Below are 22739 nucleotides of genomic sequence, written 5' to 3' on the forward strand. Positions count from 1 at the left end.
TTTAGGCTTATTAACACAAAAAATCTGAAAAAGCTATTGACTGAAAATCATTTTCAAGGTATAATAATAAACGTTAAGGCGGTATAGCCAAGTGGTAAGGCACGGCTCTGCAAAAGCTTGATCGTCGGTTCAAATCCGTCTACCGCCTTCTATAACTTGTTTTATCAGGTTTCATTTAAACAAAAAGCCCCCGTTGTAGGGCTTTTTTGATTTTCTTCGGATAAATAAGCATAACTTTAAAAAACCTTTGGGGCGGATTTGGGGCAGACTTCTTTTTGGGAGACAATCTTTTGATACTCAATGAAAATCAAAGAGCAAACTAGGAAACTAGCCGCAGGCTGTACTTGCGTACGGCAAGGCGACGTTGACGCGGTTTGAATTTGATTTTCGAAGAGTATGAAATCAACTGAAAAAAGCTTTGTCACGCCTGGTGACAAAAGCCTCTAGTTTACTCTGTTTCTTCTTCTATTTCAACTTCGGTAATTTGGACTTTTACCTTGGTAACACGTCCATTTTTCACTTTATCATTAGTTAGGATAAGCTGTTTGTTTTGGCTTACCAACTCATAGCTGAGTTTTTCAGTCGTTGGAATGGTCCCCACTCCTGTCAAATAGTAACCAGCGATGGTATCAACGTCATCACTTTCCAGTTCCACATCAAAGTAGTTATTAAAATCATTGAGATTCATGGTACCTTGAACAATATAAGTATCTTCTCCAATTTTATGAACTTCGATTTCAGCCTTATCTGTTTCGTCATCGATTTCCCCAACGATTTCCTCTAGGAGGTCTTCAAGTGTCACCAAACCAGCCATCCCACCGTATTCATCCAGCAAGATTGCCATTTGTCTTTGGGTATTGCGCAATTCTTTTAACAAGTCATCCACAAAAATGGTTTCAGGAACAAAAAGTGGATCTTGTAAGATTTTCTTCCAAACAATATTGTCAAAACCGTCCACAAAGCCCGCATTAAGGAGACTCTTGGTGTGAATGATTCCAATCACGTTATCCTTGTCCCCATCATAGACAGGGATACGAGAATAATTTTGTTTTAAAATACTTTGGATTATGGTTTGACTATCATCCTGAATATCCACCATGAAGGCATCAGTTCGAGGAACCATGACTTCTCTGGCCATTAATTCGTCCAGGGAAAAAATCCCTTGTAACATCTCAATTTCGTCAGCATCTAGTGTTTCTTCACTATTTGTCAGCATGTACTCAATTTCATCACGGGTCATTTTTTCATCAGCATCGTCAAAGGTCATAGGAGTCAAACGACTCAAGAGATTGGTAGATGCAGACAAGAGCCAAACAAAGGGACTAACTAGTTTCCCAAGCCCAATAATAACTGGCGCTGTACGAATCGCCAAGGCATCTTTTAGATTAAGAGCGATTCTCTTAGGATACAATTCCCCAAAAACGATGGAAATATAAGTCAAAAATGCTAAAGATAGAAAACTTGCAACGGCATAAGATGTTTCACCATTTCCAAGCCAAGATGCAATTTCTCGTCCCAGAGTTTCTGCCAAACTCGCCCCTGATAAGATCGTAATCAGGGTAATCCCTACTTGAATGGTTGATAAAAAGTGGTTAGGATTTTCTAGCACCTTCAGCAGACGGATATAGCGTCTATCTCCTTCTTCTGCCTTTTGTTCAACCCGCGCACGATTAAGTGAAACCATGGCCATTTCTGTGGCCGAGAAAAAGGCATTTAACACCGTCAAGATAAACAATAAAACAAATTGTAGCAACAAATTCTGACTACTTGGGTCTTCCATAGTTTTTCTCCTAAAATAGTATCTTACCCTCTATTATATCACAAAATATAGTCCAGTACATATTATTTTTTCTCATACTCTTCGAAGATCTCTTCAAACCACGTCAGCTTTATCTGCAACCTCAAAGCTGTGCTTTGAGCAAGCTGCGGCTAGCTTCCTAGTTTGCACTTTGATTTTCATTGAGTAACAGTATCTATTGTAGCCCTGCTTAAACTAGTAAGAAAGAACTCCTATATCGACAAGTGACATAGGAGTTTATTTTGTATTTTACTGAGTAACAGTCACTTCTCCAGTTCTGTAATCCAGTTGAAGCCCCTTTTGAACATTGGGAACTAGAACATTAAATTCCAACTCTCCGTCTGAAGACTTGGCTTCAATCTGTGAAGCTGAAGGTACTAAATCCTCGTTTGAAGCATAATAAAGGGTTACACGGTAACGGACACGCTTGTTTTGGTCCAAGGCTTTACGTACCAGGCTTTCATAGTAGTTTTGCCCTGTCGAATCCTCAGCTTGCGCCTGATTTGCCCAGGCTGTCTGAACAGCAATGTTTTTAGGATTGCTTGTAGAAGCATCAAAACCATCCAAGCCACCGATCAAGGCATAGCCTAACAAATGACCTCTATCGACCGCATGGGTATAAGTCCCCTTTAGATTCTTAACCTGATGCCATCCTGGAGGAGTCCATGAAGTCGAACCATTCCCCGTTTCTTCACGATTCTTGTACTGTCGGGTTGCCTTAGACAAGAGAGCATTGGCTACAGTTGGCACGGTTTCCTTGCCCACTGTCTTTGTTTTATTATCGGCGTAAGGTTTACTTGAAACCTTGGCATCTAGGTTTGTTTTATTACCATTGACGATAAAAGCACCTGATCCATTCCACTCCAGACTCCCTTTTATTTGACTCTTGACTACATCTGTTAAGACACTTTCTGCCAATTCTTGACTAGGAGCTTCAGACGCTTGTTTTTTCTGACTCACCTTAGTTTTAGGAGTATTAGCTGTCGACTGCATCTGCTTGATATAATAGCTACCGGCAGATAAAAGTAATAATACCAGCAATCCGATTAGTGTCTGTCTTGTTTTTTTGTTCATATTTCTCCTTATCTCTAGAAAAAGGCTGGTTTTCCAGCCTAATTTCCTGTAAATTTATGAATCAATTCCTGCCATTTTGCTGGAGACAGGATAGCCCATGGATCTTGACCCTTGCCCAAGATTCCATAACCGACCATTAAACCGATTCCTAGGGCTAAAGCACCTAAAATCAGTACCAGAATGACTAAAAGTAAACGCTTGGCTACGTAGCCTGATTTCTTATTCATCTTCATCACTTGCCTCAATCCGCTGAATCTTAGCACCCAACTGCGCCAACTTCTCATGAAAACGGTAGTAGCCTCTATCCAAGTGGACTAATTTACCAACTACGGTTTCTCCTTGTGCTACCAAACCTGTCAAAATCAAGGCTGCACTGGCACGAAGGTCAGTTGAAAGAACTTCTGCTCCCTGCAAAGGCTGTCCACCAACAATACGTGCTGTATCACGGATAATTTCAGAGTGCAAGCCCATACGGCGCATTTCTTCTAGGTGTTGGAAACGATTTTCAAAAACTGTCTCCACCATAGTTGATTCGCCTTTTGCGACAGTCATCAAGGCTGTAAATTGAGCCTGCATATCTGTTGGAAATCCTGGGTGGGGCAAGGTTTTCACATGGACAGCTTTTAGATTTTCTAGTTGAGAGCGAACTCGAATTCCTTCAGTCTCCTCCGTCACTTCCACTCCCATTTCAAGCAATTTGGCAATCAAGGGACGGTTGTGCTCCCAAACAGCATCTTTAATCAGGACATCACCACCAGTCATGGCAGCAGCCACCATAAAGGTTCCAGCTTCAATACGGTCTTGGACCACATTGTGAGTCGTACCATAAAGTTTCTCCACACCGGTAATGGTAATGGTCTCTGTACCAGCACCTTTTACTTTAGCTCCCATTTCATTTAAGAGAATGGCTAGGTCCACAATCTCAGGCTCACGCGCAGCATTTTCAATCACTGTAACCCCATCAGCCAGCGTCGCTGCCATCATCAAGTTCTGAGTAGCACCAACACTTGGGAAGTCCATGTAGATATGAGCTCCATGTAAGCGATCAGCCTTGGCTTCGATATAACCAGCTGTCTGACTAATCTTAGCCCCCATAGCTTCTAGACCTTTCAAATGCAGATCAATAGGGCGGCTACCAATCGTACAACCACCTGGCATGGATACCTTGGCATGACCTACACGGGCAAGAATTGGTCCCAAGACAACGATAGATGCACGCATCTTGCTGACATACTTGTAAGGAGCTTCCTCAGTGATATCGCCAGTCGCGTCCACCTCAACAAGATGATCTTCTTCATTAAAATCCACCTTGGCATTCAAACCACGAACCACCTGATTCATAGTGAACACATCTGACAAGATAGGAACATTCTGCAAGACGGTCTTTCCTTCACTTGCTAGAATAGTCGCTGCCAACAAGGGCAAGACTGCATTCTTTGCTCCTTCGATCGTAACACTTCCTACCAGACGATTATCGCCACCTTGAACCACAATTTTTTCCATACTTATTTCCTTTACTCTTGATTTTATAATAATCCTCTAAGCACTTCTTGCCACAACTGATACAGGCTGATAAAGAATGAACTCATGATGTAGCCCATTACAATACTGAAAAGAGCTATCAATAAACGAACTTTTCCTGTGTTCTCAGCTGTTACTTTTAAGACTTTTTCCCATCTAACAAGATCCTTTAAAAGGTAAAAACTCACATAAATAAAGAGCATGTGACTGCTTAGAGTGAATAATAATTGAACCATTTGACTATTATACCATCTTCTCTGTTTGCGCGCTAGCTTGGAAACTTCACTCAAAAATTAGGGATTGTTTTTCAAGTAATCAATCGCATCTTGTAGAGTTTTAACTGGCACGATTTTCATATCTGTCTTGATTGTTCTAGCTGCTTCCAGGGCTGTCTGGTAATTGTTTTTCGCGTCCGGATGCGCTTTTTGTTCCTCTTCGCTAACAGGATTATCTGGGGCAAAGAAAATAGCAGCACCTTCTCTAGCCGAAGCAACAACTTTCTTATCAATACCTCCAATATCCCCCACATTACCATCGCGGTCAATAGTTCCGGTACCGGCAACGATACGGCCATTTCTAAGACCAGGGTCAGCTATTTGGGTATAGATGGCCAGACTAAACATGAGACCTGCACTTGGACCACCGATACCGGCTGTTGAAAAGCGAATTGGGACATCACTGGTCACTTCTGTACGGTCAATCAAGCCGATTCCAATTCCATTTTTGCCATTTTCTAGGGTAATGATTTTTCCTTCTGCAGACTTGGTTTGCCCATCCTCTTCATAGGTGACCTTGACGGAGTCCCCTAGTTTTTGAGAATTGACGTAATCAATCAAATCTTTGGAACTGTCGAAGGTCTGATCATTGACTGCGGTAACTGTATCAGAGATGTTGAGAATCCCTTTAAAGGTCGAATTATCCGTCACAGTCAAAACATAAACCCCAAGATATTTGAGTTCAATATCCTTACCAGCTGTTTTTAACCCTTGATACTTGGCCATGTTTTGTGATGTTTGCATGTAGAATTGATTAATCCGCATAAATTCAACATCAGAAGAGCCACCTGTAGTCTCTTGGGCACTACGAATATCTGTAAAAGGCGTCAACCACGCATAAATCATATGGGCTAAAGTAGCGTGCTGGACACCAACCGTAACAAATTGATAGGCACCAGCTTCCTTATCTTCTGTGTCATTGACTTTAAGGACTTGGCGAATATCTTCCGAACCACCTGGAACTTCTATATAGTAGGGCAAGGGCACTACAAATGCCAAGAAAGTCACAATTAAGGCCGCAATGACATATAAGGGCCATCTAATCTTTTTTTTCATTTCTTATTTCCTCCAAAATACTATCAGGAACATAGCAGGCAATATCCTGACCAAACTTCAAAAGCTCTCTAACACCTGATGAACTGATATAGAGATGTTCAGGTCGGCTATGTAAATAAATGGTTTCTATATCAGGAGACAGCTGATGATTGTAGTAATCGAAACTGGCTTCATATTGCAAATCCGTTGCATTTCTCAAGCCTCGTACCAGAAAGGTAGCCCCCAGTCTTTTTGCAACATCAACCACCAATTCATCATGTGAAAACACGACTTCAACATTTTCCAAATGTTCCAAAGCCTTTTCTAGCCCCCGTTTACGATTTTTAAGAGGGAGAAATCCCTGTTTGTGGGGATTTAAAAAAATACCGACATAGAGCTTATCAAAAAGTCTGCTCGCCCGTTCAATGATATCCAGATGCCCATTTGTCATCGGATCAAATGAGCCTGTGAATAAGCCAATCTTATCTGACATAGACTGTCACCTTACTAATTCCATAAATCTTTTCCTTCCAGATGCCCAGGCAGGCAATTTCTTCTGGAAGTTCAACGGCCTTATCCGTCTCACACACGACCATGACATCTTCAGAAAAAAGCTCTCTCTCAGCCATTTTTTCAATATCTGCTACGATTTGTTCCTTAGCATAAGGAGGGTCTAAGAAAATGAGGTCGAATTCTCCAGCTACCTGTTCCAATGCCCTTTCTGCATCCATCTTGAGGAGTTGAAATTTTCCAACTTCCTTGGTCATCTGAATATTTTCAGCCACGATAGCCTGAGCCTTACGGTCTCGCTCCACCAAAACAGCGCTGGATATGCCACGCGATACTGCCTCGATAGATAAACCACCACTACCTGCATACAGGTCCAAGACTCGCCCCCCTTCAAAGTAGGGACCAATCATGTTAAAAATGGCTCCTCTAACCTTATCCGAAGTTGGTCTTGTCGTCTTGCCTTCTAGTGTCTTGAGGGGACGTCCCCCATAGATTCCTGATACGATTTTCATACCGTTTATTATACCAAATTATAGGCGAAAAGAGAAAGAAAACCGAACCTTGCGGTTCGATTCTCTACAAAATATTTTCGTAAGTATCGCGGACTTCTTGAGGCCAAACACTTGTTTGCACTTCTCCGATATGTTTCTTGCGAAGTAGGAACATAGCCATACGAGATTGTCCAATTCCTCCACCGATTGTCAATGGGAATAGGCCATTCAACAAAGCCTTGTGCCATTCCAATTCTAAACGGTCTTCATCACCTGTGATGGCAACCTGACGGCGAAGCGTTTCTTCATCTACACGGATTCCCATAGAAGACAACTCAAAGGCTCCACCCAGAGACTCATTCCAGACAAGAATATCACCATTTAGACCCTTGTAGCCATTTTCAGACTCACTTGTCCAGTCATCGTAGTCTGGCGCACGTCCATCGTGCGGTTTACCGTCTGGTAATTCACCACCGATACCGATCAAGAAGACTGCTCCAAATTCTTTACAAATAGCATTTTCACGCTCTTTTGGTGTCAAGTCTGGGTAGCGTTCTACCAACTCTTCTGTGTGGATAAAAGTGATTTGTTTTGGCAAGATTGATTCGATGTCATAGCGGGCTTCAACAGCTAGCTCAGTAAGACGAATAGCCTTGTAAATCTTCTCAACTGTTTCTTTTAGATAAGCGATATTACGTTTACCATTTGGGATAACTTTCTCCCAGTCCCACTGGTCAACATAAACAGAGTGGGTCGCATCCAGCGAATCTTCGTCTGGACGAAGGGCCTTCATGTGGACAAAAAGGCCTTCTCCCTCACCGAAACCAAAACGGGCCAAAGTATGGCGTTTCCATTTGGCAAGTGAGTGCACCACTTCATAAGTAGCATCAGGGATTTGGAGAACCTTGACCGATACGGCATTCTCCACACCTGATAAATTATCCTGCATCCCGTCGCCGACCCTGCTCAAGATAGGACCTTGAACTTCGACAACTTCTAACTTATCTTTCAAATACTGGGTAAAAGTGTTTTTGACAAAGGAAATCTCTTCTTGTTGATGAATAAAACTTTTCTTCATAAACTACTCCTCAAAAAATTAATTAAAAGCATTATACACCTATTTCCAAGAAAAGAAAAGACCAAATATAAAAAAATCAGTGCTCCTTCGAACACTGATGTCATGAACCTTTTAGTCATTTCGACCGAAGATACGTAAAATACTTAGGAAGAGATTGATAAAATCAAGATAGATACTGAGAGCCATTGACACAACCCAACCTGTCGCTACACGGCCTTGTGATTGTTCATAAGCAAGACGAATTCTTTGGTTGTCCCAAGCAATCAACCCTGAGAAAACCAAAACCATGGCTACGCTAATCATATAATCAAAGAAGCCGCTAGCCAAGAAAATATTAACTACCATGGCAATCAGCAAACCGATAAGAGCCGCCATCATAGCCCGACCAAGGCCACTCAAATCTTTCTTGGTGAACATGCCAACTGCCGCCATGACAAAGAAGAGAAGGGCGCTAGACACAAAGGCGGATAAAACTGTACCCGGAGTATAGAAGGCCACCACAAAACTAAGAGTAAAGCCGTTTAAAACAGAGTAAAGTAAAAATACTGGAAGAGCCGCTGGGCTATTTTTGGCAGCCATACTACTTGCAACAAAGACTAGAGCAAGTTCTGCAAAAGTTGCAATCATCAACCAGAGACGGCCATGCATTAAAAAGTAGACCAATTGAGCCTGAAAGACTGTCAACATCAAAGCTGACACGAGAGCCGATAGACCAATCCCAAGTCCCACAAAGGCATATACCTTAGCATAAAATTGATTGAGACCTGAACGTTCTTGAATAATCGTTTGATTCATTCTGATTCTCCTTTTTCTATAAATATGTCTTGATTATAACAAAGATTTTATAAATTAGCTGAAATAAAACATCAATATGCCTGCTGCAACTGCCACGTTGAGACTCTCTGCTTGACCTTTCATGCCTATATGAACCAGCTGATCAGCACTCTCAGCCATGACAGAACTAATTCCTTGTCCTTCATTTCCCATGACTAAAACAAAGTTCTCTAGTGAAGAAAGCTCACGATAATCCTTTGACTCTCTCGATAAGGTCGTTGCCAGAATGGGTAAATTGCTCTTCTTTGCCTCTTCTACAAAGCTGGCAAGAGGCATACGATAGATGGGCAAGTGAAAATGACTTCCTTGCATGGAACGCAGGGTCTTGAGACTGTAGATATCTGCTGACTTTTCTGAAACAATGACCCCTGTAAAACCTGCAGCATCCGCCGTCCGAATCATGGTCCCCACATTACCAGGATCTTGAACATCCTCTAAAAATAGAAACTTGCCCTGATGGAGTTCAGGCAGTCCCACTTCTTCTTTTTGAATCACTGCAACAATCCCTTGAGGAGTTTGCGTATCTGCCAAATCCAGCAAAATCTCCTCTGAAACCCAGATAGTTTGAGGAAAAGTCGCTAGCTGATCTCGGTAACTTTCTAGGGCAAAAATCTTCTCAATCGTCACTCCAGCTTGAACAGCTTCTTCGAATAAGTGCCAGCCCTCGATCAAATAAGCAGACTTTCGATATTTTTTTTGATGTAATTTCTTGGCATTTTTTACCACAGAATTGGCTTTTGAGGTTATAATAGTCATAGAAATATTATAACACAATCAAAGGGGTTTGGTATGCAAAAGGTTAGAATGATTGCCCAAGGCAGGGTGCAAGGTGTTGGTTTTCGCTGGGGTGTTTATACTTTAGCTCTTGAAATCGGTGGCATCACTGGTCGTGTCTGGAATAATGACGATGGCACAGTGGAAATTCTTGCTCAGGCAGACTCCTCTGCCACTATGGCAAAATTTATCCAAGAAATCCGAAAAGGTCCGACACCTTTTTCAAAAGTTACCTATCTAGATGTACAAATGAGCAACTTTTCATCCTATTCGGACTTCAAAGTCGCAAATTAGGTCTCTAGAACTATTGTATATTTTACAAAAAAACAGTAGAATAGAAAGGTATAATTTTTAAAGAAGGAATGAAAACATTGAAATCTATTAAACGTTTTGCCCTCTCTGCTATGGGAGTGGCTATGCTACTCGTCTTGACAGGCTGTGTCCAAGTAGACAAAGCAACAGGTAAGCCAATTGGTCCCGTTTGGGATTTCTTGGGTGCTCCGATGGGAGAAGCTATCAAGTACTTCGCTACTGATAAAGGTCTAGGCTTCGGGGTCGCTATCATTATCGTAACCATTATCGTGCGCTTGATTATCTTGCCACTTGGTATCTACCAATCATGGAAAGCAACTCTGCACTCTGAAAAGATGAACGCCCTCAAGCACGTCCTTGAGCCACACCAAACGCGTCTCAAAGAAGCAACGACTCAAGAAGAAAAACTCGAAGCCCAACAAGCTCTCTTTGCCGCTCAAAAAGAGCACGGCATCAGCATGTTTGGTGGTGTAGGATGCTTCCCTATCCTCCTTCAAATGCCTTTCTTCTCAGCTATCTACTTTGCTGCCCAACATACTGAAGGGGTTGCTCAAGCAAGCTACCTAGGCATTCCTCTAGGTTCTCCAAGTATGATTTTGGTTGCCTGCGCAGGTGTCCTTTACTATCTTCAATCGCTCCTTTCACTTCACGGAGTAGAAGACGAAACGCAAAGAGAACAAATCAAGAAAATGGCTTACGTGAGCCCAATCACGATTGTTGTCTTCTCCCTCATTTCACCAGCCAGTGTCACACTTTACTGGGTTGTCGGTGGTTTCATGATGATTCTCCAACAGTTTATCGTCAACTATATCGTTCGTCCAAAACTTCGCAAAAAAGTCCGTGAAGAACTGGCAAAGAACCCACCAAAAGCAAGTACTTTCTCTACACCAAGTGGACGAAAAGACGTTACCCCTGGACAACCAACTGCTATCACAAGCAAGAAAAAACACAAAAATCGCAACGCTGGAAAACAACGTTCGAGATAAAGCTACGTAAATTATCCAATAATTAAAAAACGAATGAATGATAAATAGTTTTCATCAACTAGATATCATCATTCGTTTTTATTATCTACCGTTACATCTTATACTAGTCGAAAAAGTTAAATAGTTTAAAAGCTCACATATAAAAACTATTCAATCATAAATTAACAAGTAAATCACTATGATTTAATACAATTCACAGTTATTAAAACTTCTGCTCCCTCGTCTCTATTTCTAAGCTCAACTCGGCCTTTGTGTAGTTTTGCAACTCTACATACAAAACTTAGTCCAATACCATAATGTTGCTCTTTATACGATCTAGCTTTATCCATACGATAAAAGAGCTTTCCAAAATTAGTTAAAACTTCCTCTGGAAATTCCGAACCATTATTCCATATACCTATTTTCAATTCCTTCCCCTCTTGCTCTACTCTAATTTTAATTTTAGGATTCTGTTTATCAGCGTATTCCAAAGCATTTGTTAAAATATTTTGTATGGCACGAATCAGAAGAGATTGATTTATATAATAGTTTTCAGTTCCTTTCACATTTTGTTCAAAAGAAAACTTCATCTGATTTTTTATCAAAAAAGAGACTTCTTTCTCTAATTCATTGATAAAATCTGAAGAGGAATACTCCGTCCAACCTGTCTCATCATCATAATAGGTTTTAGAATAGTGAATCAATTGATTGAAATAATCTAGTAACTGTTGACTAGCTCTTTCTATATCTGCTAAGCATTCTTGAGATTGGTCGTTTTCAGTTATCGTCTGCAAAAATTCCACATTTCCCCTAATAATGGTTAAGGGAGTTTTTAAATCATGAGAAGCTGCTGAAACCTGAAACATCAAATCTTCCTTCTGCTGTTTCTCATTAACTATTAATTGTCGAATTCTATCTTGCATCACAATAATCCGATTTCCTGTCTCGCGAAATTCTTTAACCGTTAAACTTTCTGTACATTCCTTCTTCAACCACATACTATTTTCATAAATCAAAGTCATTTCATAACTCAGTTTTTTCAACAATTTTCCAATGTGATAACTTATTAGAACAATCAATAAAACACAAATATATATCCATGATGACACATTAAAAAAGATTGATAGAACACCACTATTGTTTAAAGTTTTCCCATCTTCATTTATTTGTATAGATACTGAAGCTAAGGGAATAAGATAGGCCATTAGTAAGCCAAGACTAAACTGCCAAATAATTCTCCAACAGGTTTCTCGAATTAATTGTCTAAAACTTTTGATTCTACCCATTGATATCCTCCACCGTATAAGGTTTTAATTGGATTTAATTGATAAGGTTTCAACTTTTGACGAATTTGATAAATGTACTCTGAAACCGAACGTAAGAGCGCTTCTGAACTTTGTGGATATAGATAATTATAAATTTCCTCAATAGAATATATTTTACTTGGGTTGCTTGCCAAAAGATTCACTATGTCAAATTCCCTCCTTGTCAGAGCAATCTTATCATCGTTTACAAATAGTTCCTTACTATCCGTATATAGTATAAGCTTCCCAATCTTTATTTGATGAACATTTCCTTTAATCCGTTCTTCACGACGTAAGTGCATTTTAACACGTGCTAACAATTCTTGCATACTAAAGGGCTTCATAATATAATCATCAGCACCTGCATTAATTCCAGCTACTAAATCTTCATCCATATCCTTAGCAGTTATAAAACAGATAGGAACAGTTATCTGTTCGCGAATCATCTGACAGATCTCTAAACCACTAACAGGCATCATAATATCTAATAGAATCAAGTCAAAGCCTGTAAAATCACAAAGATCAATCTCTTCTATCTTATTTCGTATGACTACTTCATATTTTTCATATTCTAGTACTTTTTTTATTAGGCGAAGAATAGCGAGATCATCATCTACCACCAAAATTTTATAAGCCATAACTCACCCTCCTAACTATATTATAGCACTAACCAAGAAAAAGACAGGACATCCCCTGTCTTTAGCGTACATTTCTTCCTATAAGTATCAATGTAGCAAATAGAAAAACAATTAATAACCAAACTATTTGTATCCCTAAGCCTTGCCACACTGGATAATAAAGCGACAAGGGATGGGTATAAAAACAATTCATACTAGCTAGTAATGGTAAATTTCTAAAAAAAGAACTGAATTGTAGTAACATTTGTCCCAACCCCAATAAAAGGGATAAACTGATTCCCAAAATTAAGATAAAAGACTGGGAAATAAATACAAAAATACCACTTAAAAGAGAGAAGGTTAGAATAGAAATACATGCTGGAAATAGGATTGTCAGAACATGTTTAATATTACTCAAAAGATTGATATTGTAGTATCCTTGGGCGATTAGTATACATAATGATATTACAGCGACCAATAATACAATTTCCACACATAATACAATAGCTAGTTTACAGATTATAAATTTCAAACGATTTGGACATGTAAGAAAACTGGTACGAAGGCTAGAACCTGTAAATTCCTGACCTATAAATAGAACCGCTAGACTAACGAAACCTGCCTGTCCTAAATAGAGACTTTGCAGTAGCTGTTCCAAAACAAACTGTAGAGTCAACTGGTCTGGCTTACTATTTAAAAAAACAACCATCGCCGGAATACACAGTAATAGAGCACCTATAATCAACCAGTGCCAAGGATTCATAATAAACTTGAGATACTCACTTTTAAGTTGTTCTTTCAACTTATTCACCTCCTCCAATATCTGACTTGAGTAAGCGGTAAATTGCTAAAGCCAAGAATGAGAAGTTCCAACAAAGTAAAAATAAAATATGTTGTAAACTATTATGTTCTAAAATTTGAGGAGATGTAGCAATCAATCCTTGCCCCAATGCAACTGGAAGAAATTTTGCAGCCGATATATAGTTTGCTAAGAATGTTCCTAAATTGTAGACTTGAGGAAGCAAAAATAATAGAGGAACAATGGCTGTTTTAAATGTCAAAGCCATAATATAGGCCAGCAGTCCCAACAAAGTCCAAGCTATACTGGCTAAAAATATATAGAACCAAACTGTTCCATTTAGTAAAAAAAGCAATAAGCCATCTTGTCCTAAAACATAATGTGTCATGTTAATTGTCAAGAATATTGATAGAAAGGAAATGATAAAAGAAAATATAAGCCAAACTAATGTTTTTGAAACTAGGAAAGTACTTCGATTTGTAACAGAGAGGAGGCTTGTACGAATAGCCAAGCCTTTGTATTCCTCGGCTCCGTAAATTGAGCCTAGGATAATCATAATAAAAACACCAAATAAAGTGACATCAAAACCTAAAAATTCAATAGGAGGTAAGGCCTCTGCTAAATCTGGATTTGTCTCTGGTGTAGCATGGATACCAACTGAAACAATTTGAGAAGCACCAATATTTGCTAAAAACGTTTGAAATACCAGTATCAAGAATAGTACAACATGAGTAGCTCTATTATAAAGTAATTTCAATATTTCAGAATGAAGAGAGTAAATAAGTGCCATGTCACTTCCCTCCCTCTGTTAAACTAAAGAAGACTTCCTCTAGTGAAGAAAGATTTTTCATCACTTCTTGTAAAGTCCCTTTTATAAGAACTTTTCCTTTATTTATGATAACTACATCATCTGTTACTGCTTCCACTTCCGATAATATATGAGATGACAGTAAGACGGTCTTCCCTTCTTGAGCTTGTTTTTTTATAAACTCTCTAAACCACCGAATTCCTCTTGGATCCAACCCATTAGTCGGTTCATCCAATATCAGATATTGAGGATTTCCTAATAGAGCTGTTGCAATTCCCAAGCGTTGTCCTTCTCCTAATGATAATTTCCCAATTTTAGATTTTTTCTTATGACTAATATCCACCATATCCAAGACTTGTTCAATTCGCTGACTGGATATCCCATTACTAGCAGCAACAATTTTCAAATGTTGATAAACAGTCCGATCATCAGGAGCTCCTACACTGTCAAATGAAGCTCCTACAGTCTTTAGAGGAAATTTTAATTCCTTATAAGTTTGATCTCCAATTTTGGTAAGACCAGATGTTGCTTTGTCTAATCCTAATAAAATACGTAAGGTTGAACTTTTACCAGCTCCATTTGGACCCAGGAAAGCAGTCACTTTACCTGCTTTTGCTTCAAAAGAAATATCTTTTAAAATTTGAGTTTGGCCATACGACTTACATAAATTTTTAATGGTAATACTTTGTTCCATAGATGTTCTCCTATTCTATTTAATATTTCTAAAAGTAACTATATCTTATACACTCATTTTCGGATTTTTTTCAGAATTTAGAGAGTAAAAAAGATTTAATACTCAATGAAAATCAAAGAGCAAACTAGGAAGCTAGCCGCAGGCTGCTCAAAACACGGTTTTGAGGTTGTAGATAAGACTGACGAAGTCAGTCACATATATACGACAAAGCGACGCTGACGTGGTTTGAAGAGATTTTCGAAGAGTATAAAATTTTGTTTCATTTAATTATCTATATTTGTGTAAATTTAAAAGCCCGATGTTTCCATCAGGCTTCTTTTTTATCCATGTACACGTTTCATATAGTCTTGGTAACTTTCGGTATCCATGAGCTTTTTAGCGTTCTTGACGCGATCTGCTGTTGGTGGTTTAACCCCTTCGAGGGAATATGGAATTCCCAGTTCACGCCACTTGAACTCACCCATGGTGTGATAAGGTAGAATTTCAAACTTATCAACATTTTTGAGGGTCTTGACGAACTTACCAAGTTCAATCAAGTCATCATCTCTATCTGTCAATCCTGGAACTAGCACGTGGCGAATCCAGACAGGTTTTCCAATATCTGATAGATACTGGGCACAGGCCAAGATATTTTTATTGGTTTGGCTAGTGACAATCTTGTGCTGTTCTTCGTTGATTTCCTTGATATCCAAGAGGACCAAGTCAGTGACAGCCATGAGTTTGTTAAACTTCTCAAGGTAACGTGGTTTATTACGGAAAGGAAGGGCACAGGTATCCAAGGTACAGTGGATTCCGTGTTCTTTGGCCTTGGTAAAAAGGGCAATCAAGAAATCAATCTGCAAGAGGGCTTCTCCTCCACTGACTGTAATCCCACCCTTATTTCCCCAGAAACCACGGTAGCGCAAGGCTTCTGTCAAGACATCATCTACCGTCCGTTCACGTGATTTATTGGACTCCATAGCCCAAGTGTCAGGGTTGTGGCAATACTGGCAACGCATGTGACAGCCCTGCAAAAAGACAATAAAGCGAATACCAGGCCCATCTACTGACCCAAAGCTTTCTGTCGAATGCACCATTCCTGTCACTTGTCCATAATCAATTGTTTCTTCAGACATATCGTTACCTTCCTTGAAAACGTTTTATAGTTTTATTATATCACGACTTGAAGGAAAAACAAGATTTTTGCCTATTTTTTAGAAAACAATCTGTTTTTCAATTTCATTTTCAATTACTTATCATTTTATTCTTCAAAATCAAAGCCATACAAGGTTGCAAAGTAGTCCTCAGGGCGCTCTGCACGGCGGATTTGACGGGTCTTACCTTCTTCGGTATAGAGGATTTCCGCAGAACGAAGTTTGGCGTTGTACTGGTAGCCCATTGAAAAACCGTGGGCACCTGTATCATGAATGACCAGCAAATCACCGATTTCTGTATGAGGCAGTTCGCGATTCACTGCAAATTTATCATTGTTTTCACAGAGTGAACCAACCACATCTACCACTTCAGCTGGTCCATCTGGATGTGTCATGTTAGTAATATGATGGTAGGCTCCATACATAGCTGGACGCATGAGGTTGACTGCTGATGCATCCACACCTAGATAGGTACGGTAGGTTTCCTTCTTATGAGTGACTCTTGTGACCAAAGCACCGTGAGGTGCCAACATAAAACGACCCAATTCGGTGAAAATCTTAACCTGACCAAGACCTGCTGGCGTAAGGACCTCTTCATACACCTTACGAACTCCCTCACCAATCAAGGCAATATCATTTGGCTCCTGGTCTGGACGATAGTTGACACCAATACCGCCAGAAAGATTGATAAAGTCTAGCGAAATGCCCAACTTTTCCTTGATTTCAACAGCCAATTCAAAAAGCTGACGAGCCAACTCTGGGTAATAGAGATGGGTGACGGTATTGGACGCTAGGAAGGAGTGAATCCCAAAAGTCTTGGCTCCTTTTTCCTTCAAGATGGCAAAAGCTTCAAAGAGCTGGTCCTTGGTCATACCAAACTTGGCTTCTCCAGGATTGTCCATAATATCTGTTCCCAGTTCAAAAACGCCTCCAGGATTGTAACGACAAGAGATAATTTCTGGAATGCCTGCTGCACGCTCTAGATGTTCAATATCTTCAAAGGCATCCAAGTTAATGGTCGCACCCAATTCACGTGCATAGGCGTATTCCTTGTCTGGCGTATTGTTTGAAGAGAACATGATCTCAGAACCAGGGAAATTCAGTTTATGACTCATCAAAAGCTCCACATAACTAGAGCAGTCCACACCGCAACCTTCCTCTTGGAGAATTTTCAAAATAGCTGGAGTTGGAGTAGCCTTAACTGCAAAATATTCCTTAAAGCCCTTGTTCCACGAAAATGCTTGGTTGACGGCTCTTGCCTTTTCACGAATTCCCTTCTCATCATACAAGTGAAAGGGAGTCGGGAACTCGGCAACAATCTTTTCTAAGTCTTCTTTATTGATAAATGGTGTTTTCATAAGTTTCCTTCTATTCTATTTGCAAAGAAAGGCTGGGACAATCGTTCCAACCTTTAGTTCTATCTCTTATTTATCTTCGTCAAAGATATTGCCAACCTCAACATCGATGGTTTGGTTCTTGACATCAATATTGGTTACCTTCAAGAGTGACTTGTAGTCAAACTGCTTTTCACGTTCTTCTTGGGCATTATCCGCAAAGACTGCTACACCAGCCAATTCCGAATCAAACTCACGCAAGAGACTAATCATCCCATTGACAGTTCCGCCGCCTTTCAAGAAGTCATCCACAATCAAGACACGGCTGCCTGCCTTGAGACTGCGTTTTGAAAGAAACATTTTCTCAATGCGATCTCCACTTGAACCGGATACATAGTTGACGCTGACAGTTGAACCTTCGGTAATTTTCAGGTCACGGCGCACAATAACAAAGGGAACATTGAGGACATTGGCAACTGCATTTGCAAGTGGAACACCCTTAGTAGCTACTGTCATAACCGCATCAATTTTTTGGTCCATAAAGCTCTTGGCAATAATGCGACCAATATTTTTCAAGATAGCTGGTGTACTAAGCAAATCAGACAGGTAGATATAGCCACCTGGCAAGATACGGTCACTTTCTGACAACTTAGCACGCAAGTCCTCAACCATTTCCTTGGCATCATGGCTTGAGATTGATGGTGTGAAAATGACACCACCACCAGCACCAGTTACTGTCTGGATATGACCGATTTCAATTTCCTCAAAGGCTCGTTTGATAATGACGATATCCTCTGAGATGGATGATTTAGCAGATTCATACTTTTCAGCAAAAGTATTGAGACTAGTTAGTTTATAAGGATTATTAATCAAATAGTTGGAAATGACAACCATTCGATCACTTCTTCTTAATTTCATTTCTATTTCCCATTTCATTTAATTTTGATATTTTATCTATTATACCATATTCACATAAAAAAACGAACATTCTTATCCTAAAAAATGCTCATTTTTCTTAAATTGTTAATCTAAATCTGGTTTATAGAAGGAACGATTGTCCATAGCGAAGATTTTATTGGTCATCTCTCCTTTATCTACCAAAGCAAGAGCTGTTGACATCATCATCATGCTAGCATCCAGATTGTCAATCATATGGATAATCTCTGCTTCCATAATGCGTGGACGGACTGGACTTCCATACTCAAGTAAGCCATGGTGACTAAGGATTACGTGACGAAGCAGAACGACTTCTTCCTTGGTATCATCGATGCCGAGTTCCATCACTGTCTTGGTAATTTCACTATCAATCAGAGCGATATGCCCAAGGAGATTGCCTCTAACTGTGTATTCGGTCTGGTCTGGTCCCGTCAACTCGATGACTTTAGCTAAGTCATGCAGCATAATCCCTGCATAGAGCAGGCTCTTATTGAGCTGAGGATAGACTTCGCTAATAGCATCCGCCAAACGCACCATGGTCGCCGTATGATAAGCCAAACCCGTTTCAAAGGCATGGTGATTAGTCTTGGCAGCTGGATAGGAGTAAAATTCCTTATCATACTTGGTGTAGAGCTTTCGAACAATCCGTTGCCAAACAGGATTTTCAATTTTAAAAATCATTTGCGACATGTAGTCACGGATTTCCCTGACATCAACTGGCGACTTGACCTTGAAATCAGCTGAATCATTGGGTTCACCAGGCTGAGGCAAGCGGAGGGTAATTTGATTGACTTGAGGGGTGTTGTTATAAACTTCTCGGCGTCCTTTCATGTGGACAACCTTACCTGCGGTAAAGGCCTCAACGTTATGAGGTTGAGCATCCCAGAGTTTCCCTTCAATCTCGCCACTATCATCTTGGAAGGTAAAGGCTAGGTAGTTTTTCCCAGCGCGAGTTTGTCTAAGGTCAGCTGACTTGATTAGGTAAAAGCCTTCAAACAGCTCATCTTTTTTCATGTGACTAATCTTCATATTCTTCCTCATTTTCTTGGAAATGGAGTAGATCAAGCGCAGGCTCACCTTCTGACAACTCAATGTGACGGAGCGTCCGCTCGATAGCTGTGGTGCGACGGTTTAATAATTCATCAATATTGCCAGAGGCATGTTGGAGATGTTTTTGTGCCTTGACCAGAATACCACCAAACTTGCCAAACTCGGTTTTGACACTGGCAAGCGTCTTGCTGATATGGTCGGCACTCTTTTGGATATTAAGGGTTTTGAAACCAACTGATAGGGAATTGAGAAGAGCTGATAGGGTACTTGGACCTGCGACAATAATCTGCTCCTCCCGTCTCAAATCATCAAAGAAGACCGGATTGCGGACGATTTCTGAGTAGAGACCTTCTGTCGGAACAAACAAAACTCCAAAATTGGTCGTCCGAGGTGGTGCTATGTACTTGCTCTTAATATCCTTGGCAAAGCGTTTGACGCTGGCTAGGAGTGACTTGCGACAGCGTTCGATCTCGTCCTTGTCACCAGCTTCATAGGCTTCTTCTAAGCGGTAATAATCTGCCAGTGGAAACTTGGAGTCAATCGGTAAGTAGACATATTCCAGGTCACCCTGTCCAGGCAACTTGATGGCATACTCCACTCGTTCACTAGAGTTTTCAACCGTTGCGTATTCTCGTTCATACTGGGCAGGGGTCATGATGTCCTCAATAATTTGCCCCAATTGCAATTCTCCCAGAATCCCTCGCGTCTTGGTTCCAGAGAGAACCTTGTTGAGGGCGCCGACATCGCGGGCAACTATCTGCATTTCTCCAAGACCACGATTGACAGACTCCAATTGTTTGGAAACTGTCTCAAAGGAGGCCTGCAAGCGTGTCTGTAAGGTTTTTTCTAGTTTTTCCTCGACTGTTTGGCGCATTTGTTCCAAGCGTTGCTCATTTGATTCCTGCAAGGCTTGGAGACGTTGGTCAGTCTTGTCTCTGGTTTGGAGGAGATTATCTGTCATTTCTTGACGAACTTGAGTTAAGCCTTGGTGCAATTCCATTCGAACTTCTTGCAAACGGTCGCTGACAGCTACTTCCAAGTCTTTTTGATCCAACTGGCTGGCTTGTCTGGCTTGTTCAAAACGGTAATCCAACTGGTCTGATAGATGATCTGCCTGATCCTCCAAGCTCTTACTTAGATGTTTTTCCTGTTTATCCTGCCTTTGCCAAATCAGAAAGATACCAGCTAGGTTGGCAATTAATAATAGAACTAATAAACTTTCCATCCTACCTCCTGTCCTTACTATGTAGCACGACCACATAGCCATCTGGGCAAGTCACCGACACTTCCCTATCTATATATTCGTTAGAAGCGTACACTTTTTTAAAGAAAAAATTTTCCTCTGTCAACTCATACTTAGCACCGAGAATGGTCAGCTGGCTATCTCGAACTGGCATAAAGGCAAGATAGTCATAGTCCGAGCGAGGTTCTAGCTGACTGGTCCCTTCTGGACAATAGGCAATTAAATTTTGCCCATCCTCAATTTCTATCTGGCGCATATAAGGCGCCAACTTGGGATTGCTAGGCAAAAAGACATTGGCCAGCATATGATCAATACGGCCACCCAAAGCACCAAAAATAGTAACCTCAGCCTGAGGATTTTGCTCAAAGATGGTTAAGAGAGCCAATTCCAAATCTGTATCATCTTTTTCTGGTTGGGCTTGGACAAAATACTGGGCACGTTTTTGAATCACCTGTCGCTCTTCTTCCGTCACAGAATCAAAATCTCCGACTGCTAGAGTAAGAGGCAAATCTTCTTCCAAGACCCAGAGAGAACCTCGATCCACACCGACAAATCTATCAAAGTCCGTCCGATAATGACCACGATCTCCACCTGCAAAAACGGCAACCCTAGTCCAGTTGTTTTCTGAGAGTTTGTACTCGCTCATTGACATCTCCCTTAAAGACATAGGAACCTGCTACAAAAACGGTCGCACCAGCTTCTTTGGCTTGAGCAATGGTTTGATCATCGATCCCGCCATCGACTTCGATTTCAAAGTTCAAGCCTTTTTCATCACGAAGGGCAACCAACTCACGGACCTTATCCATGGTTTCAGGCAAAAAGGCTTGCCCACCAAAGCCTGGGTTAACTGTCATGACTAAAACTTGGTCAACTAGATGAAGGACGTGCTTGATGGCTTCAACAGGCGTACCAGGATTGATGACAACTGATGGTTTGACACCGAGTGAACGAATTTTTTGGAGGGCACCATGAATATGAGGCGTTGCTTCCACATGGATACTGATGATATCCGCACCTGCACGCGCAAAGTCTTCTAAATGATGCTCTGGATTAGCTACCATCAAGTGGCAGTCAAAGACCATCTTGCTATGAGGTCGAAGAGCTTCGACCACACCTGCACCAAAACTGATTTGTGGTACAAAGTGACCATCCATGATATCGATATGGGCATATTCTGCACCAGTTGCTTCTAGACGTTTGATTTCACGTTCAAAGTTGGCATAATCTGCTGCCAGAATTGACGGAGCAATCTTGTATTGAGACATAGGTTTCTCCTTATTTTGGAATTTTTTTGCTGACTTTTTTATAAGTTTCTCTGCGATTTTCAATCTCACTGAGGAATTGCAGGTAGTTGTCAAAACGGAAGGTGGCAATGATGCCCTCTTCTACTGCTGGTTTCACTGCACAAGATGGTTCATGAGTATGCGTACAAGTACGGAACTTACAGTCGCGACTGACACTAGCAATCTCCGGAAAGGCCTGGTTTAGCTCTTCAGCACTTGATACTTCATAATCTAGCGACGAAAAACCTGGTGTATCTGCGATTTTGCCACCATTGAGATTGTAAAAACTAACAGCTCGAGTAGTATGGCGACCACGGCCTAGACTATCAGAGATTTCTCCCGTCTCTAGATTGAGGTCAGGTGCAATTTTATTAAGTAGGGTTGACTTCCCAACACCTGTCTGCCCCATAAAGACTGTCACTTTGGCTGTCAACAAGGGTAAGAGTTCCTCTTTACTAGTCACAAAATCGTAACCAATAGCACGATAAGTCTTCTCGTAAAAATCCAGTTCTCCCCCATCTTCCAGTAAGTCCATCTTGGAAATATAGACGATAGGATGAATGACCTTATGCTCTAAAAGAACCAAGAAACGATCCAGCAAGTTGCTATTAAAGTCAGGTTCTTTAACGGACATAATGACAACGGCTTGGTCAATATTGACAATAGGCGGACGGACCAGACTGTTTTTCCGTTCATGAATCTTGAGGATATAGCCTTCTGAATTTTCCTCGGCAGAAAAATCTACCCAGTCTCCAACGTAAGGAGTATGGCCTTTTTTACGGAAATTTCCACGCGCGCGTGTTTGATAGACCTGGCCATCACTCTCTACATAATAGAACCCAGCCAAGGCTTTAATGATTTGTCCCTGCAT

26 protein-coding genes and 1 tRNA gene are annotated in these 22739 nt (G+C 40.7%); 3 read left to right on the forward strand and 24 right to left on the reverse strand.

What is annotated here, in order from left to right; translation table 11 throughout:
* Nucleotides 1-77 precede the first annotated feature (77 nt).
* Nucleotides 78-148: transfer RNA gene (locus NMM17_RS07070), tRNA-Cys, on the forward strand.
* 300 nt (nucleotides 149-448) lie between these two features.
* Here the strand turns inward: NMM17_RS07070 and NMM17_RS07075 are convergent.
* From NMM17_RS07075 to NMM17_RS07125, 11 genes are all read right to left on the reverse strand, one after another.
* Nucleotides 449-1780, reverse strand: a complete 1332-nt coding sequence (locus tag NMM17_RS07075) for a hemolysin family protein (protein WP_254754142.1) — start codon at nucleotides 1778-1780, stop codon at nucleotides 449-451.
* Nucleotides 1781-2047: 267 nt separating this feature from the next.
* Nucleotides 2048-2872, reverse strand: a complete 825-nt coding sequence (endA, locus tag NMM17_RS07080; protein WP_024057808.1) for a DNA-entry nuclease EndA — start codon at nucleotides 2870-2872, stop codon at nucleotides 2048-2050.
* Between the two features lie 38 nt (nucleotides 2873-2910).
* Nucleotides 2911-3099: a DNA-directed RNA polymerase subunit beta gene (locus NMM17_RS07085; protein ID WP_043901723.1), complete on the reverse strand. Its 189-nt coding sequence runs from the start codon at nucleotides 3097-3099 to the stop codon at nucleotides 2911-2913.
* Nucleotides 3092-4375 (reverse strand): UDP-N-acetylglucosamine 1-carboxyvinyltransferase, encoded by a 1284-nt coding sequence (gene murA, locus NMM17_RS07090; RefSeq protein WP_024057810.1) that lies wholly within the window; start codon nucleotides 4373-4375, stop codon nucleotides 3092-3094. Before murA ends, NMM17_RS07085 begins: the two co-directional genes overlap by 8 nt.
* A 23-nt stretch (nucleotides 4376-4398) precedes the next feature.
* The gene (locus NMM17_RS07095) at nucleotides 4399-4629 is read right to left on the reverse strand and encodes a DUF1146 family protein (protein ID WP_254754143.1); all 231 of its coding nucleotides are present in this window, start codon (nucleotides 4627-4629) and stop codon (nucleotides 4399-4401) included.
* A 57-nt stretch (nucleotides 4630-4686) separates the two neighbouring features.
* The gene (locus NMM17_RS07100) at nucleotides 4687-5724 is read right to left on the reverse strand and encodes a SepM family pheromone-processing serine protease (protein WP_033687316.1); all 1038 of its coding nucleotides are present in this window, start codon (nucleotides 5722-5724) and stop codon (nucleotides 4687-4689) included.
* On the reverse strand, nucleotides 5708-6196 hold the full coding sequence (gene coaD / locus NMM17_RS07105) for a pantetheine-phosphate adenylyltransferase (RefSeq protein WP_254754144.1): 489 nt from the start codon (nucleotides 6194-6196) through the stop codon (nucleotides 5708-5710). The genes NMM17_RS07100 and coaD overlap by 17 nt, the downstream gene beginning before the upstream one ends.
* The gene (gene rsmD, locus NMM17_RS07110; protein ID WP_023947078.1) at nucleotides 6186-6725 is read right to left on the reverse strand and encodes a 16S rRNA (guanine(966)-N(2))-methyltransferase RsmD; all 540 of its coding nucleotides are present in this window, start codon (nucleotides 6723-6725) and stop codon (nucleotides 6186-6188) included. The genes coaD and rsmD overlap by 11 nt, the downstream gene beginning before the upstream one ends.
* A gap of 64 nt (nucleotides 6726-6789) precedes the next feature.
* A complete protein-coding gene (gene asnA / locus NMM17_RS07115) occupies nucleotides 6790-7782 on the reverse strand; it encodes an aspartate--ammonia ligase (protein ID WP_000748003.1) in 993 nt (330 codons plus the stop codon).
* Nucleotides 7783-7893: 111 nt separating this feature from the next.
* Nucleotides 7894-8577, reverse strand: coding sequence for a Bax inhibitor-1/YccA family protein (locus NMM17_RS07120; RefSeq protein ID WP_024057811.1), 684 nt, complete (start codon nucleotides 8575-8577; stop codon nucleotides 7894-7896).
* Nucleotides 8578-8631: 54 nt separating this feature from the next.
* The gene (locus NMM17_RS07125) at nucleotides 8632-9372 is read right to left on the reverse strand and encodes an RNA methyltransferase (RefSeq protein WP_024057812.1); all 741 of its coding nucleotides are present in this window, start codon (nucleotides 9370-9372) and stop codon (nucleotides 8632-8634) included.
* Nucleotides 9373-9405: 33 nt separating this feature from the next.
* On the opposite strand from NMM17_RS07125, the gene NMM17_RS07130 reads away from it, so the two are divergent.
* Both NMM17_RS07130 and yidC read left to right on the forward strand, forming a co-directional pair.
* Complete coding sequence (locus NMM17_RS07130; RefSeq protein WP_001174620.1) at nucleotides 9406-9684, forward strand: acylphosphatase; 279 nt, start codon at nucleotides 9406-9408, stop codon at nucleotides 9682-9684.
* Nucleotides 9685-9761: 77 nt separating this feature from the next.
* Nucleotides 9762-10688 carry a membrane protein insertase YidC gene (gene yidC, locus NMM17_RS07135; protein ID WP_254754163.1) on the forward strand — a complete coding sequence of 309 codons (927 nt, stop codon included), beginning with the start codon at nucleotides 9762-9764 and terminating at the stop codon, nucleotides 10686-10688.
* Nucleotides 10689-10864: 176 nt separating this feature from the next.
* Here the strand turns inward: yidC and NMM17_RS07140 are convergent, their stop codons facing one another.
* The 13 genes from NMM17_RS07140 to rsgA form a co-directional block, all read right to left on the reverse strand.
* Nucleotides 10865-11953: a sensor histidine kinase KdpD gene (locus NMM17_RS07140; protein ID WP_049515998.1), complete on the reverse strand. Its 1089-nt coding sequence runs from the start codon at nucleotides 11951-11953 to the stop codon at nucleotides 10865-10867.
* Complete coding sequence (locus tag NMM17_RS07145) at nucleotides 11923-12609, reverse strand: response regulator transcription factor (protein ID WP_000323581.1); 687 nt, start codon at nucleotides 12607-12609, stop codon at nucleotides 11923-11925. Before NMM17_RS07145 ends, NMM17_RS07140 begins: the two co-directional genes overlap by 31 nt.
* Before the next feature lie 61 nt (nucleotides 12610-12670).
* Nucleotides 12671-13390 carry a hypothetical protein gene (locus NMM17_RS07150; protein WP_049516002.1) on the reverse strand — a complete coding sequence of 240 codons (720 nt, stop codon included), beginning with the start codon at nucleotides 13388-13390 and terminating at the stop codon, nucleotides 12671-12673.
* A 1-nt stretch (nucleotide 13391) separates the two neighbouring features.
* Entirely contained in the window at nucleotides 13392-14177 is a 786-nt protein-coding gene (locus NMM17_RS07155) for an ABC transporter permease (RefSeq protein WP_049516004.1), read from the reverse strand.
* Nucleotide 14178: 1 nt separating this feature from the next.
* A complete protein-coding gene (locus NMM17_RS07160; protein WP_020901990.1) occupies nucleotides 14179-14889 on the reverse strand; it encodes an ABC transporter ATP-binding protein in 711 nt (236 codons plus the stop codon).
* A 320-nt stretch (nucleotides 14890-15209) separates the two neighbouring features.
* A complete protein-coding gene (pflA, locus tag NMM17_RS07165) occupies nucleotides 15210-16004 on the reverse strand; it encodes a pyruvate formate-lyase-activating protein (protein WP_078237940.1) in 795 nt (264 codons plus the stop codon).
* Nucleotides 16005-16129: 125 nt separating this feature from the next.
* Nucleotides 16130-17380 (reverse strand): diaminopimelate decarboxylase, encoded by a 1251-nt coding sequence (locus NMM17_RS07170; RefSeq protein WP_024057089.1) that lies wholly within the window; start codon nucleotides 17378-17380, stop codon nucleotides 16130-16132.
* Between the two features lie 66 nt (nucleotides 17381-17446).
* On the reverse strand, nucleotides 17447-18274 hold the full coding sequence (purR, locus tag NMM17_RS07175) for a pur operon repressor (RefSeq protein ID WP_004255834.1): 828 nt from the start codon (nucleotides 18272-18274) through the stop codon (nucleotides 17447-17449).
* A gap of 105 nt (nucleotides 18275-18379) precedes the next feature.
* Nucleotides 18380-19321 carry a 3'-5' exoribonuclease YhaM family protein gene (locus NMM17_RS07180; protein ID WP_254754145.1) on the reverse strand — a complete coding sequence of 314 codons (942 nt, stop codon included), beginning with the start codon at nucleotides 19319-19321 and terminating at the stop codon, nucleotides 18380-18382.
* Complete coding sequence (gene rmuC / locus NMM17_RS07185; protein WP_024057085.1) at nucleotides 19311-20567, reverse strand: DNA recombination protein RmuC; 1257 nt, start codon at nucleotides 20565-20567, stop codon at nucleotides 19311-19313. The genes NMM17_RS07180 and rmuC overlap by 11 nt, the downstream gene beginning before the upstream one ends.
* 1 nt (nucleotide 20568) lies before the next feature.
* Nucleotides 20569-21231 carry a thiamine diphosphokinase gene (locus NMM17_RS07190; RefSeq protein WP_254754146.1) on the reverse strand — a complete coding sequence of 221 codons (663 nt, stop codon included), beginning with the start codon at nucleotides 21229-21231 and terminating at the stop codon, nucleotides 20569-20571.
* Entirely contained in the window at nucleotides 21194-21850 is a 657-nt protein-coding gene (gene rpe / locus NMM17_RS07195) for a ribulose-phosphate 3-epimerase (protein WP_004255827.1), read from the reverse strand. Before rpe ends, NMM17_RS07190 begins: the two co-directional genes overlap by 38 nt.
* Before the next feature lie 10 nt (nucleotides 21851-21860).
* Entirely contained in the window at nucleotides 21861-22739 is an 879-nt protein-coding gene (rsgA, locus tag NMM17_RS07200; RefSeq protein WP_254754164.1) for a ribosome small subunit-dependent GTPase A, read from the reverse strand.

Source organism: Streptococcus sp. CF7_Ac1-12 (assembly GCF_024295905.1).
Taxonomy (GTDB): domain Bacteria; phylum Bacillota; class Bacilli; order Lactobacillales; family Streptococcaceae; genus Streptococcus; species Streptococcus mitis_AP.